This is a genomic window from Agaribacillus sp. DX54, assembly GCF_056858335.1.
The window spans coordinates 65,666-79,230 of record NZ_JBXEQE010000032.1 but is presented as its reverse complement, the minus strand read 5'-3'; the positions used below and the strand labels follow the sequence as shown (position 1 = coordinate 79,230).

Sequence of the window (13,565 nt, the reverse complement as noted above, 5' to 3'; positions counted from 1 at the left end):
TAACTACCACCGCTACCACAATACCAGTCCATCATCCGCTACAGTGAACCGAAGCCTTACTTCACATCATTGTAGCTTAATTGTTATGCGCTGCTTTTATTTCTCTTATTTTCAATCCTTTCTTTATAATCATAGAATTTTTCAACTAATCCTATTTCCAAAAGTTTCCCTGCAATATCTTCAGAATTTTGAGTGATTTCTAATTTTTCAAGTGCATCGGTCACAAGTTGGTTTAATCCATTTTGAATCCTTTTTGTAAGGCTAAATTGCTTACGGTTTTTATCCCATAAAGAAGAAATAAAGGGATTATGAAAATTATTATTATAATCTGCCCAACGATTACGATGGCAAATACCAATTACTAACACATTCCTTAATTTTTCAGGTAGCCAATCAGAATCAGAACTTAAGAGCCAAACTAGACCTTCAAAAATCTCCCAATATGAACGAATATATCTTGTGTCATGTGCATAAAAATACCAATGTCCAAGTTCTTCTGCCGTGTAATTCCCAAACTCAGGATGTCTGTATGCAATAATATCTCCACATAGTGGCTTATTACCATCAATTGTATCATGCCTACCATAAGAAAATATTAAATCTGCATTATTACCCGGTTTTAAAAGTTCATCGAATTCATCTTCAAATCCAGAATCAAATCCAGGAATGGTTAATTGTGGAACATACATCGCAAGTACATTTGGATTTGCTTTGGCACAATCATACAGTCCGGGCCAACGATGAATAAATTCATGAACAATTTCTGGATGTGTGGTAGGTGAGATGTTTAACTCTTCTCCTTCAAAAGACCAATCCATTTGTAATGCAGTAGAGGCAATGTTTTGCCCTCTTTTAAATCCACGGTCTTCATTTCGAAATGGCAAAGGAAATAACCAGCGTGTTCCTGCATTTGTATCAGGATATTTTAGGTATTCTTTATATTCTACAACATCCAACCACCATTCATCAGATATTGGAGGAGTATTGACATTTAAATTAGCTAGATAATCGCGAGCTACAATAAGAGGGCTATCATCAGGTTTAATCCTTTTTGTTAGTTCTCTGATTAAAGAATTAATTCCAACAGAAGAAGTCCCGGCTTTTTTGTCAGCAAGTGATGGAGAGAATTGCATAACATCTTGAACATCCACTCTATGCCATATAGGTAGAATAAGGTCTCTTTTCTCGACCATCTCTCTTAGATTCAATCCATTTAATTCTCTTTTTGCCCAAGGCTTTTTAAAAAAATTAGGACTTAAAACCACAATTCCGAATCTTGAAACAGATAATCCTTCATCAATTTTTTGAGTAAGACTATCTCCAATTTTAAGAGAAAATTCATCATACCACACATCAAGATATTGTTGTCTTAACCTCTCGGCTAGTGGTCGAACGAAGTCATCTTTATCTTCGCTAGCATGACATATGAAAACATCGTATTGCATTTAATTTTTCATTTTGCTAAATCCTTTCACGTATGCACCGAAAGTTGCGAGTAACAATTCGTTAAACACCATGCGTGGTGCTTATATCTATTATTAGAACCTTAATCTAATGGATTATTGATAAAATTCATTAATTGTTATTTCATTAATTCACTTATTTCAATCAATTCTTTTTCATACTTTTCATGCATATTTAGAAGATGAACAGATTCTTTATAATCATCAAAACTATACTGGTCAATATATCGGATTTTAAATTCCAAATTAGAGTTATGATAAAGCAAAATCTCGATACAATCTGTTTTATTTATTCTTTTAAATAAATAATATCCAAGTTTATAATTACCTTTTGTTTTTGAATTTATCCGTATTTCTGATGATATAAAATCATACTTAAATTCATTGACATCATCTCTATTCAGACTAAGGCATCCACCGGAACTTAACGTATCAATATCTTTTTCTAAAAGTAATACGGAATCATTATCTGTTCGATTATTCTTTAATATTTCAGCTAACTCAGTTAAATCTTTTGAAATATCAATACCATGATAGTTTTCATTCTCTATTTCCTCCAATCTTGAATAATGAACAAAATATGATGTATACAGAAACACTATCTGTTTAACGCTTAAAGAAGTTTTATCAAGGTTTTCTAAAAGGTAATAATATGTATAAAAGTTTGGAGTTAGGTTGTGAAGTACCCATTTGTCAATTGTTTCATCCAATAGATTTATATACTTGTCAAGAATGAAATACTTAGATACCAACTCTTCATGTTGCAACAATATCTTTGATAATATGGCACCTTCAATGACATGTATCTTATATGACTTATCAATCTCAATTTTCTCAAGCCAAGTTCTTGCATTATTGCTCAAATAAGATGATATCATAAAAACTAAATGTTGCGGTTTTTCTGCATCCGCCCAGGCTATCTTAGAATTAAGTTCTGCTGGTGGTACAGCATTTTCATACTTTTTGCATTCAAAAAAATATTTCTCCTCAAACATTCCAACTAGACTATTATTGATTGTAGATATTGCTTCAATATCTCTTCCATTATCTGCACCACCTTGTCTCCAGATAACTTTTGAAAATCCGTGTTTTAAGATTAGTTCAAAGCACAATTCCTCAAACTCATTGGGAGTTAACTTATTAAAATCAATATGTTTCTCAAATGCGCTCATGTTCTGATAGTTGCCTGCAACCTCTCGCTATAAGGAGTGGGGATTAGTAATGTGCTAACCTCTCTTTTTACTCAAAGCCACACCGATTAATAAATTTACAATTCGTAGCGAACTTTTCAATTACTATCAAACTTTCGCAACCTATAAAACCCCATTCATAGCTGTTGTTATATGCTTTTTTATTGTGTTCTTAATATGATGGGTTCTACTTGGTTAATACCGTAATTGTCATTTGATAGATATATTAGCTCTTGATCAAGTAAATGTCTTCGAATAATTGGCCACATTAGTTGTGAAAGATCGCTACCAATACTTACGTATAGGTTTGTTGCATCATCTTGATTTTGTCTTCCTCCTATTCCAAGCGGTCGATCTTTAACTTCTTCTTGCATTAGATGAAAAGTTATATTTAAGAAATTGCCATGAGCAACTGCTGATAGACGTTCATACAGGAAATCAATATTGGAATTGATTAATTTCCACATTCCAACTAACTGATTGTGTTCTTTCTGAAGTTTAAACAGAACTTTATCAACATGAGATTGCTTAGGAGTTAATGTTTTTTGTGATTCTTCATGATAAGTGCTAACCCGTTTATAGAGTTCTTCATCATAGACAATAGCAGTTAAAATTTTAAGTTGTTCAATGTGCATTCGAAGAATTGGTTGAATTTGTAGATTCATACCAGTTAAGAAAAGTGCTCTTATGGAAATCAAATTATTAACCAATGAAGTAACATATCCTGAATATAGTATCACCTTTTCATCATTTGAATTTGGGGATCCATATAAACCAGACGCTAATGAAGTATACTTAAATATTGTGTCAATCAATGCATCTTGGATTAATGATTGGTCATTTGATTTATCAGATATGTTGATCTTCTGAAGTTCATCATAATATTGAATCAACTTTATTGGAGACTTACATCCTTCTTTAAACCAAAATTTTTCAAAATCCTGCGTCATTGCATATAAAAATTGGCTATGCACCACAATGGTGTACTGATATTTATTTCATCGAAATCTTAATCTAATGGATTTTTGAAAAAATTCATAGCTGTATTGGCTACATGAGCGTATACGTTGGTGGCTTTGCGGGACTTATAGTCTCTTAGAAAAGTTTTCTTATTTTCAAGATCAATTTTTCAACCAATTGGACTTTATAGTCAAAATGCTGCTATTGCATGCAAAAATAGTGAATTACAGCCAATGTCAAACAATTTCAAACAAAAAAGCCTGAATCATAACAATTCAGGCAAAAGTCGGGATGACTGGATTCGAACCAGCGGCCCCCACGTCCCTAACGTGGTGCGCTAACCGGACTGCGCCACATCCCGGGTAATTGAGATCCCAATAGGGTTCAATTTTGGGACTGCAATATTACGAATTTTTTTACTTACAAAGTATGTTGTCTTTAAGAATAATTGATATGGTGATTTAAATAATTGAGGTTGGATTATTTTCGCTTTCCGAACATGTCAGGAGAGGATGGCCCCTGGCCTGGCAGAGGAAAACGTAGCGAGTCATAGTATGGCTTGGAGCCATGCTATGACTTCATGTGACTTCATCCTATGAAAAACAATTATCTAATTTGCTTACAATGCTTTAATCCGGATATGAATCTTTGACAGGTTAAAAGGAACGCCATCAGTTTAAACTAATATCGTTTAATGCTTTTTCCATTAAACCGAGATCATCCGTAAAACCGGTATAAGCACCATTATTTTGTGCCTCGGCATTTGAAAACAGATCCCGGTAATAGGTAATCCCGTTGTTCAGGTTATCCCTGAAGTTTAACAATTGTTTCCTTTGCCTGTCATCTATGGGCTGCTTTATATCAGCAACCATTTTACCGAAGTAGTCTATGTACATACCCAACTCCTTGATAAACATATGCGGCCGGTCGGTTCTTTTTAAAACAGTATCCCTGCCATAGATATGATCACTCATGGCTTTCAGTGATACTACCTCTGAAAAATAAGCCATATTGGGCCCGGGACAGACAGACACTCCTTTCCCCTCGATCTTCGTATCGAGGTCATTGACCAACAGCGCGGAAGTTCCCAAACCAACACATATGCAGGACTTTTCCACGATTTTATCATACTCCCGGTTGTATGCTTCCGGTGACAAATAGCGGCTATCCAACGCCTTGATCTTCAGCTTCTGGTATTGTCTTGAAGCCAGGCAAATTTCCTTTTCCGTAAATTCCCGGTTATTGGAGGCAAACTTCCTGGGGCATGGACTGCCAGGTTTACCTTGATTAATCCGCTTTACTTTTTCCAAATCTTTTGTATTGCCTTCAAGGGTATTAAAAGGTACACCTAACGGAGAGGTATCACTTAATGTCAAGTCCTTCTCGCTGGCTTGTTTCAACAACTTCTGGGTATAATTATCAACATTGGTGGCTTCAGGTACCAAAAGGAAGGGGGTGCCCCACCCAATGGAGTCCAGTCGGTAATAATCCACCAGAAATTGATGCTCTTTGGCTGTACCCACACCTCCCTGGGCTGAAAACTTAACTTCTGGCGGTGAGTCCGGCGCGTTCCTTCCTTTGTTTTTCAGTGCCTGAATCAATAGCGCATAGGTGGTATTGATAAGCATATCCCTGTTCTTCTTAAACGCTTCAAGAATGGGGCCCATCAGGTAGCCATCGGTAGCAAAAGCGTGCCCCCCGCAATTCAAACCTGACTCAACCCTGTATTCAGAAACCCACAGCCCCTTTTTAGCGAGGAATTTTCCCTGTACCAAAGCAGACCTGAAATCACTCACCTTGAGTATGATCTTTTTTCTTATCAGCCCGGTTTCATCCGGATAGAAATCCTCAAATTCTTCAAAATAGCTGTACAATCTCGGATTCATGCCGGCGGAAAGGATTACAGAAGATTTCAGCTTACTTTTTGCAAAGCCTCGCAGTGCCGCATGGGCATCATTGAATTCCACAGGCAGTTTTTTGTTATGTCGGTAATTCTCACGGTTAAGTTTCGTCATAATGTTCACATCGATGCTGCCAATGGAAATATTATGCTGTACCCAGTTTCTTATTTCGTTTAAACCCCGGTTGCCTTGAATCAACTGCTGGAATTTTTGTTTTAAAACTGAAAAATCGGGTAACATATTTACGTATTTTTCCATTTCACCACCTTTTTCGGAAACGGAATTTTTCAGTTGTTCAAAATTTTCAGTGGCAATTTTATCCACAAGATTCAGATAGGCGGTTATTCTTTTGGCCCTGAAATCATGGGTTTTATGAGAGATTGCCTGGAATGGTATTTTTAGTTTCCGGCAATAAAATTCCCTCATTTTCTCGATCAGTACATCATCAACCAGCGATATGGCCGAAGAAATTCCATATTGGGATACTTTTAAAGGGGTATCTATGGTATAACCCGTTCCCATGACCGGAATGTGGAAGCTGTGCGCCTGTAGTTTATTCATTGTAATCCATTTGTTTAAGTCCGCAAGTTAAATAAATTTGTCTATATATTAGATATAAAGGTCTGTTTATCTAAATTTGTCGTCGATTAAAATTTGTCAGGATTTAGACAGCTTTTTTCAATTAAAGCTTCAGAAACAACAATGAATTCCCTCAATAATTATGGAAAAAAATGTCAGAGAATACATCGCCTTTAAAAATGGGGAAACGAAAATGCCCGAACATCTTGCCATTCGCAAAGCACACACTGCCCCATTGTTTAAAAACAAAGTGCTTGAAAGGCTTACCCGGACCAACATTTTTACACCCATCGTCATGCACCTGTCGGTAAGTACCTTCTTATTCTGGTATGGTACTACCCGTTTGGAAATTCCATTCATCGACAGTCTTGTGATACTCGCAATCGGGTTTGTATTTTGGTCATTTATGGAATACCTGGTACATCGGTTCTTGTATCACACCGAATCCAATGTAAAGTTTCTCTTCAACCTTCAACACAAAGCGCACGGAATCCATCATCAACATCCGATTGACCCAACACGCCTTGCAATGCCCCCACTGCCCGGACTTTTCCTTTCCGGTGTTTTCTTTTTTATCTTTTGGCTGATTCACGCCCGTTATGCTTTTGTTTTCTTTCCCGGATTTATGCTAGGATACCTTAGCTACATATCATTACATTACGCCCAGCATAGGATCAAATCGCCCTGGTACGGGCCATGGAAAGCACTCTGGAAACACCATCGGATACATCACTATGTCGATCCGTATGCGGCCTTCGGGGTCTCCACGAGGTTCTGGGATTTTGTTTTCGGAACTATGCCCAAAAAAAGGATGAAATGATACCGTGGGTATTTACTTCCCGTAAATCCGGTCTGCTTCTGCAAATTAATTCCTAAATTGCGGCATAAGGCTACCGGATTGGCCTTGCGGATGTTAAATCCCGCAATAAGTAGTGCAATTACTTTTAAGCTTCTATGTTTTCGAAATCATGTGAATATGCGTTGCGATCAATTTTGTACATTACACTTCATACAAAAAATGATCAGGCTGTCGGACTAAAGCAAATAGCCGATTCACAGGGTATACCGCTGCATTTTCTGAGCAAAATTCTGCAGCAACTTGTAAAACACAAGCTGCTTACGTCGATAAAAGGGCCCGGGGGAGGTTTTCTGCTCAATGTTTCCCCGGATAAACTGCGATTGGTTGAAATTGTAAAGATAATCGACGGGCTCGACATACTGGACCGGTGTGGAATCGGTTTGAAGAAGTGTTCGGACAAAACCCCCTGCCCTATACATTTCGATTATAAAATTGTCAAGGAAAAAATCAGGCAACTGCTCCAGGAAAAAACCCTTTCCGAATTGTGCCAGGATGTGGAAGATGGAAAATCAATTGTAAACTACAAATAAGCGTATTCAATACACCCCATCCTTATACCATCTACCTCCGTGTCTCTTCGTGTCTTTGTGCCTTGGTGGTTAACCATTTCTCACCACCAAGGCACAAAGACACGAAGAGACACGGAGGTGAGGGCTGAAAAGTGTTGATATACCAAAAGCTTCGGATTGCTTGCAAAATCGCCTAACATTCGTTAGTTTTGTAGGTAAAATTCAGCGCTGTAACGGTAGCTACCCAATCCGATTTGGCCTTTTTGGCCGAATTTTTTTTCTCTTAAAACTAACAAATGTTAGTTTGCAAATTTAAAAAGAAATCATTGCAATGGTCCACAAGCAGTTTTATACACTGGAAGTAGCTTCAGTCAGGAAAACCACGGAAGATTGTACGGTCGTTTCCTTTAAAATCGATGATTCGCTGCGGGAGTTGTTTCAATACCATTGCGGTCAGCACCTTACGCTGAAAACCACGATCAATGGGGAGGAAGTCAGGCGCTCTTATTCACTGTGTTCCAGCCCGTTGGACAATAAATGGGAGGTGGCCGTAAAAAAAATTGACGGTGGGCTTTTCAGTACCTATGTGAATGAACAGTTGAAGTCCGGAGACAGGTTGGAGGTAATGCCACCAAGTGGCAGGTTTTTTATAGAATCAGATGCCTCGCAAGCTAAAAATTATGCCGCATTTGCAGCCGGAAGTGGCATTACGCCCGTTATTTCGATTATTAAAACACATCTGATACAGGAACCCGGGGCGACATTCAAATTATTTTATGTCAACGGCCATGTCGGCTCCATTATTTTAAAGGAAGAAATTGAAGCGCTGAAAAACCATTTTCTGGAGCGGTTTGAGGTGTTTTACTTCTTAACACAAGAGGAAAGGGATGTGCCGCTCCTGAATGGCAGGTTAACCGAAGAAAAGCTGGATACGTTATTTAATAGAGTGGTTGACCGGGAAGTCATCAACGATTATTTTCTTTGTGGGCCTGAGGCGATGATCTTTATGATCAGGAACTATCTGACCGACATAAATGTCCCTGAAAAAAATATACATTTCGAATTGTTTACATCTGAATCGGGGGCTCAAAAGGTTAAAAAAGCGATCATGACCAGCGCCAATGGTCATGAAAATTGTGAAGTTACCATCCTGGAAGGGGGGAAAAGTTTCAAATTCTCTCTGCCACAGGGCAGTAATACAATCCTGGACTCTGCTTTGCAAAAATCGGCCGATCTGCCATTTGCATGCAAAGGAGGTGTATGTTGCACATGTCGTGCAAAATTATTAGAGGGGAAAGTGGATATGGCCGTACACTATGGTCTGGAGCAGGATGAAATTGACAATGGGTACATTCTTACCTGCCAGTCAATTCCCCTGTCTGAAAAGGTTGTTGTAGATTTTGATCATTAAAACAAACAGATGAAAGCGCAAAGGGTATTTACCGATGGTAGTCACTTAACTGAAAGCACACGGATTTCATTTGTGCCTGTCATATCCGTAACTTACATTACTGGTGATCTTGGTGCCTTAGCGCCTTTGAAGTTGAAAGTATCTGTAGTAGCAATAGATTAACCACGGAGACACGGAGACACAAAGTTTAATTATCGAATACTGTTAATAGGGATTGAAAAATTTAGGACATATGAAAGATTCAATAGAAAAGCTGGAGGCGGAATTTCAGCGAAAAATAGATGAAGGACACCATATAGAACCCAAAGACTGGATGCCGGAGAAGTACAGGAAAACCCACATCCGGCAAATATCACAACATGCCCACTCCGAAATTGTCGGCATGCTCCCCGAAGGGAACTGGATCACCCGCGCCCCTACGCTAAGAAGAAAGGTAGCATTGCTGGCCAAGGTTCAGGATGAAGCCGGTCATGGACTTTACCTTTACAGTGCCGCTGAAACCTTGGGGATTACCAGGGACGAACTGGTTGACCAACTACATGCCGGCAAGGCGAAGTACTCCAGCATTTTCAATTACCCCACTTTGACCTGGGCCGACATAGGCGCCATCGGTTGGCTGGTTGACGGAGCGGCAATTATTAACCAGGTGATGTTGACACGTACCTCTTATGGCCCCTATGCCCGCGCTATGGTGAGAATCTGCAAAGAGGAAAGCTTTCATCAACGCCAGGGCTACGAAATTATGCTTACACTCTGTCGGGGTACCGAAGTGCAAAAGCAAATGGCCCAGGACGCACTCAACCGGTGGTGGTGGCCATCGCTGATGATGTTTGGGCCCACTGACGCAGAATCAACACATACCGAACTGTCAATGAAATGGAAGATCAAAAGAAAAAGCAACGATGAGCTCCGTCAGCAATTTGTCGATAGCACGGTAACCCAGGCTGATATACTGGGTATTACTATTCCCGACAAAGATCTAAAGTGGAATGAAAAACGAGGGCATTATGATTTCGGAGAAATTGACTGGGAGGAATTTTGGAATGTGGTAAAAGGCAATGGCCGCTGCAACAAAGAACGGCTCGACACCAGAAGGGCAGCGCATGAGAATGGCGCATGGGTGCGGGAAGCAGCCGCCCGGTATGCGAAAAAACAAAGCAACAAAGTATTAAGCGAAGCAAACTAATTATCATAGCCATGAAAAACGAATGGCCCATTTGGGAGGTTTTTATCCGGAGTAAAAACGGCCTGGAACACCGTCATGTAGGCAGTTTACACGCTGCAGACAACAAAATGGCATTGGAAAATGCCAGGGATGTATACACCCGGAGAAATGAGGGGGTAAGTATCTGGGTGGTTGAGTCAAAACACATCACGGCCTCCAATCCGGAAAAAAGCGGGGAAATGTTCGAACCGGCTAAAGACAAAGTCTACCGGCACCCGACATTTTACAATCTTCCGGATGAACTAAAACATATGTAAAATGACCAATAAAATTTATCAATATCTATTGTTCATCGGTGATAATACCATGATCCTGGGACACAGGTTGTCGGAGCTTTGCGGTCATGGGCCTAGCCTGGAAACCGACATAGCCCTGACCAATATTTCCCTGGATCTGTTCGGGCAAACCAGGAACTACTTTCAATTAGCCGCCACCTTGAGCAAAGAGGATAAAACAGAAGACGACATCGCTTTTCTGCGTATGGAGCACGAATATCGTAACGTGTTACTTGTAGAACAGCCCAACAAAGACTTCGCCTATGTCATTGGCCGCCAGTTTTTGTACGATTGCTACCACTTTCTGCTGCTACATGAACTGGTCAACAGCAACGACGAACACATTGCCGCCATTGCCCAAAAATCACTGAAAGAGGTAACTTATCACCTGGACTTTTCCAGCGAATGGATAAAAAGGCTGGGGGCGGGTACGGATGAAAGCCACGAAAAAATGCAAAACGCCATTAATTACCTGTACCCATATACCGGCGAATTGCCGGAGGAAACACCCATTGAACTGGAAATGAAGGAGCTGGGTATAGGGGCCGACCTGCCCGCCATGAAAACCGATTATTACAACCGCGTTCATGAAGTGCTCAAAGAAGCCACATTGGACATACCGGAGACCAATTGGTTTCAGTCAGGCGGCAAAAAGGGTGTTCATTCCGAACATATGGGTTATATCCTGACCCAGCTACAATACATGCAACGCGCTTATCCAAATATGAGTTGGTAATGAAATGAGTGCAATAGCCAGGAATCCTACCATTAATGATATTTTAAAGGGCATCTCCGATCCGGAAATTCCCGTACTTTCGATTATGGACATGGGCATTGTCAGGGAAATCATTGAAAACAGGAAGAAGCTGACAATCAGCATAACCCCTACCTACTCAGGATGCCCCGCTATGGACACTATCCGGGATGATATCAAAAAAGCCTTGGCAGAAGCAGGATTTGAGGCAACCGTCAAACTGGTGCTCACGCCTGCCTGGACCACCGATTGGATCACTGAAAATGGCAGGAAAGAACTGGCGGCCTATGGCATAGCCCCTCCTCTGGATCCCGCCGCCGATAAAAAAGCACTACTGCATGAAAAAAGAATTGTAAAATGTCCTCACTGTGGTTCCGTCAACACAACCTTGGTAAGCCAGTTTGGCTCGACAGCCTGCAAGGCCCTATTTAAGTGTGAGGACTGTCTGGAACCTTTTGATTACTTTAAATGCCTTTAGCAACTATATGGAGCCTATTGTAACAACTTCTGATAACGAAATTGGCACGATAAAATTAAACAGGCCGCAGGCCTATAATAGTGTCAATAAACCCCTGGCCCTGGCTTTTCAGCGGCAGTTGGATGAACTTGCAGCAGATCCTGCCATAAGGGTCATTGTAATTACAGGTGAAGGAAAGGCCTTTTGCGCCGGCCAGGATTTAACTGAGGTCACCTCACCGGAATTAAATCCGGGTTTCAGATCCATTCTGGAAGAGCACTACGCCCCCATCATCACAAGGTTGAGAAAAATCCCCAAACCCATTGTCGCTGCGGTAAATGGTGTTGCCGCCGGCGCAGGAGCCAACATTGCGCTGGCCTGTGATATTGTGGTGGCCAGGGAAACAGCTACATTTATCCAGGCCTTTAGTGCGATCGGCCTGATTCCGGATAGTGGTGGCACTTATTTTTTGCCAAGATTGATTGGCTTTCAAAAAGCCCTGGCCATAGCCATGCTGGGTGACAAAATCACCGCTCCGGAGGCCGAACGGATCGGCATGATTTACAAATACTTCCCCGATGAGGAATTTGATGAAAAAGTGCTGGCACTGGCTTCCAAACTGGCGAAAATGCCAACATTGGGGTTGGCTTTCACCAAACAGGCCTTTAACTCAGCGCTATCGGGAACGCTGGAAGACCAGTTGGCGGTGGAAAACAAATTGCAAATACAAGCTTCTGAAACCGCAGATTATCGCGAGGGGGTAGATGCCTTTTTAAATAAAAGAAAACCTGAATTTAAAGGAAAGTAAATGATCGTAGGCGTAATAGGTTCCGGGACAATGGGGGCAGGAATTGCCCAGGTAGCGGCGACAGCCGGTAACAAAGTCCTGCTGTTTGACAGCAACCCGGAGGCACTGCAACAAGGCAAGGTAAACCTTGAAAGGATTTTAAGCCGGTTGGTTGAAAAAGGCAAATACCCTGAAGAAAAAAAAACAGCGATCCTCAGCCACATCGACTATATCGAAACCCTCCGGGAAATAGCTACTGCCGACCTTGTGATTGAAGCCATTGTTGAAAACGCAGAGATTAAAAAAGAAGTCTTTAAAAAAATTGAATCATTGGTAAATGATGAATGTATCATTGCCTCGAATACCTCCTCACTTTCCATCGCCTCCCTGGCCTCGGCACTTAAGAGGCCGGAGCGGTTCATTGGCATCCATTTTTTCAATCCGGCCCCTTTGATGAAACTGGTAGAAATTGTGCCGGCAATCCAGACCGGCGCCGGAGTCACCCAATGTGCCAAAGAGGTGATTGACAGATGGGGAAAGGTAACGGTAATGGCAAAAGATACGCCTGGCTTTATTGTCAACCGCGTAGCCAGGCCTTTTTACGGGGAGGCCATTCGTATATACGAAGAAGGCATTGCCAACGCAGCTACAATCGATTGGGCTATGAAATCTATAGGCGGATTCAGAATGGGCCCCTTTGAGTTGATGGACTTCATTGGCCATGATGTGAATTACACCGTTTCCGAAACTGTTTTCAAGGCGTTCTTTTACGACCCTCGCTACAAGCCATCCTTTACCCAGAAAAGATTGGTGGAGGCCGGGTATCTGGGCAGAAAATCAGGTAAAGGTTTTTACAATTATGAAAACCCTGAGACTAATCCCGTGCCGGAAGAAGATCTTGAACCGGGTAAAAAAATCATGCAGCGGATCGTAGTGAGAATAATCAACGAAGCGGCAGATGCCCGCTACCTCAATATCGCCACCAAAGAAGACATCGACCTCGCTATGACCGCCGGTGTCAATTACCCTAAAGGCCCTTTGACCTGGGCCGACGAGTGGGGCGTGTCTCACTGCGTAAATATATTGGATGATCTTTATCAAAAATATCGTGAAGGCCAGTACAGGTGTACAGTTTTATTGAGAAAAATGGCAGAAACAAATGAAAGATTCTTTAACTAATCAAAAGTTAGTCTAA

At 41.0% G+C, this 13,565-nt stretch carries 13 protein-coding genes and 1 tRNA gene; 9 read left to right on the top strand and 5 right to left on the bottom strand.

Going from position 1 to position 13,565, the window contains the following annotated elements; translation table 11 throughout:
• Positions 1–83 precede the first annotated feature (83 nt).
• From AC04NP_RS24825 to AC04NP_RS24805, 5 genes are all read right to left on the bottom strand, one after another.
• The gene (locus AC04NP_RS24825; RefSeq protein ID WP_482862719.1) at positions 84–1,445 is read right to left on the bottom strand and encodes a toll/interleukin-1 receptor domain-containing protein; all 1,362 of its coding nucleotides are present in this window, start codon (positions 1,443–1,445) and stop codon (positions 84–86) included.
• Between the two features lie 137 nt (positions 1,446–1,582).
• A complete protein-coding gene (locus tag AC04NP_RS24820; protein WP_482862718.1) occupies positions 1,583–2,635 on the bottom strand; it encodes a restriction endonuclease in 1,053 nt (350 codons plus the stop codon).
• A gap of 179 nt (positions 2,636–2,814) precedes the next feature.
• A complete protein-coding gene (locus AC04NP_RS24815) occupies positions 2,815–3,603 on the bottom strand; it encodes a hypothetical protein (RefSeq protein ID WP_482862717.1) in 789 nt (262 codons plus the stop codon).
• Between the two features lie 296 nt (positions 3,604–3,899).
• Positions 3,900–3,974 (bottom strand) — tRNA-Pro (locus AC04NP_RS24810).
• A 310-nt stretch (positions 3,975–4,284) separates the two neighbouring features.
• Positions 4,285–6,075 carry a hypothetical protein gene (locus tag AC04NP_RS24805; protein ID WP_482862716.1) on the bottom strand — a complete coding sequence of 597 codons (1,791 nt, stop codon included), beginning with the start codon at positions 6,073–6,075 and terminating at the stop codon, positions 4,285–4,287.
• Positions 6,076–6,235: 160 nt separating this feature from the next.
• On the opposite strand from AC04NP_RS24805, the gene AC04NP_RS24800 reads away from it, so the two are divergent.
• From AC04NP_RS24800 to AC04NP_RS24760, 9 genes are all read left to right on the top strand, one after another.
• Positions 6,236–6,913, top strand: coding sequence for a sterol desaturase family protein (locus AC04NP_RS24800; RefSeq protein ID WP_482862715.1), 678 nt, complete (start codon positions 6,236–6,238; stop codon positions 6,911–6,913).
• A 134-nt stretch (positions 6,914–7,047) separates the two neighbouring features.
• Complete coding sequence (locus AC04NP_RS24795) at positions 7,048–7,482, top strand: RrF2 family transcriptional regulator (protein ID WP_482862714.1); 435 nt, start codon at positions 7,048–7,050, stop codon at positions 7,480–7,482.
• 310 nt (positions 7,483–7,792) lie between these two features.
• A complete protein-coding gene (locus tag AC04NP_RS24790) occupies positions 7,793–8,872 on the top strand; it encodes a 2Fe-2S iron-sulfur cluster-binding protein (RefSeq protein WP_482862713.1) in 1,080 nt (359 codons plus the stop codon).
• Positions 8,873–9,104: 232 nt separating this feature from the next.
• Positions 9,105–10,058: a 1,2-phenylacetyl-CoA epoxidase subunit PaaA gene (paaA, locus tag AC04NP_RS24785; RefSeq protein WP_482862712.1), complete on the top strand. Its 954-nt coding sequence runs from the start codon at positions 9,105–9,107 to the stop codon at positions 10,056–10,058.
• Between the two features lie 11 nt (positions 10,059–10,069).
• Complete coding sequence (gene paaB, locus AC04NP_RS24780; protein ID WP_482862711.1) at positions 10,070–10,354, top strand: 1,2-phenylacetyl-CoA epoxidase subunit PaaB; 285 nt, start codon at positions 10,070–10,072, stop codon at positions 10,352–10,354.
• A 1-nt stretch (position 10,355) separates the two neighbouring features.
• A complete protein-coding gene (gene paaC / locus AC04NP_RS24775; protein ID WP_482862709.1) occupies positions 10,356–11,108 on the top strand; it encodes a 1,2-phenylacetyl-CoA epoxidase subunit PaaC in 753 nt (250 codons plus the stop codon).
• Between the two features lie 4 nt (positions 11,109–11,112).
• Positions 11,113–11,604 carry a 1,2-phenylacetyl-CoA epoxidase subunit PaaD gene (gene paaD, locus AC04NP_RS24770; RefSeq protein ID WP_482862708.1) on the top strand — a complete coding sequence of 164 codons (492 nt, stop codon included), beginning with the start codon at positions 11,113–11,115 and terminating at the stop codon, positions 11,602–11,604.
• Between the two features lie 7 nt (positions 11,605–11,611).
• Positions 11,612–12,391, top strand: coding sequence for an enoyl-CoA hydratase-related protein (locus AC04NP_RS24765; protein ID WP_482862706.1), 780 nt, complete (start codon positions 11,612–11,614; stop codon positions 12,389–12,391).
• Entirely contained in the window at positions 12,392–13,549 is a 1,158-nt protein-coding gene (locus AC04NP_RS24760) for a 3-hydroxyacyl-CoA dehydrogenase NAD-binding domain-containing protein (protein WP_482862705.1), read from the top strand.
• Positions 13,550–13,565: the final 16 nt, after the last annotated feature.

Coding starts and splice junctions, on each gene's coding strand:
- AC04NP_RS24825 (WP_482862719.1), bottom strand. CDS start 1,445: ATGCAATACGATGTTTTCATATGTCATGCTAGCGAAGATAAAGATGAC.
- AC04NP_RS24820 (WP_482862718.1), bottom strand. CDS start 2,635: ATGAGCGCATTTGAGAAACATATTGATTTTAATAAGTTAACTCCCAAT.
- AC04NP_RS24815 (WP_482862717.1), bottom strand. CDS start 3,603: ATGACGCAGGATTTTGAAAAATTTTGGTTTAAAGAAGGATGTAAGTCT.
- AC04NP_RS24805 (WP_482862716.1), bottom strand. CDS start 6,075: ATGAATAAACTACAGGCGCACAGCTTCCACATTCCGGTCATGGGAACG.
- AC04NP_RS24800 (WP_482862715.1), top strand. CDS start 6,236: ATGGAAAAAAATGTCAGAGAATACATCGCCTTTAAAAATGGGGAAACG.
- AC04NP_RS24795 (WP_482862714.1), top strand. CDS start 7,048: ATGTTTTCGAAATCATGTGAATATGCGTTGCGATCAATTTTGTACATT.
- AC04NP_RS24790 (WP_482862713.1), top strand. CDS start 7,793: ATGGTCCACAAGCAGTTTTATACACTGGAAGTAGCTTCAGTCAGGAAA.
- paaA (WP_482862712.1), top strand. CDS start 9,105: ATGAAAGATTCAATAGAAAAGCTGGAGGCGGAATTTCAGCGAAAAATA.
- paaB (WP_482862711.1), top strand. CDS start 10,070: ATGAAAAACGAATGGCCCATTTGGGAGGTTTTTATCCGGAGTAAAAAC.
- paaC (WP_482862709.1), top strand. CDS start 10,356: ATGACCAATAAAATTTATCAATATCTATTGTTCATCGGTGATAATACC.
- paaD (WP_482862708.1), top strand. CDS start 11,113: ATGAGTGCAATAGCCAGGAATCCTACCATTAATGATATTTTAAAGGGC.
- AC04NP_RS24765 (WP_482862706.1), top strand. CDS start 11,612: ATGGAGCCTATTGTAACAACTTCTGATAACGAAATTGGCACGATAAAA.
- AC04NP_RS24760 (WP_482862705.1), top strand. CDS start 12,392: ATGATCGTAGGCGTAATAGGTTCCGGGACAATGGGGGCAGGAATTGCC.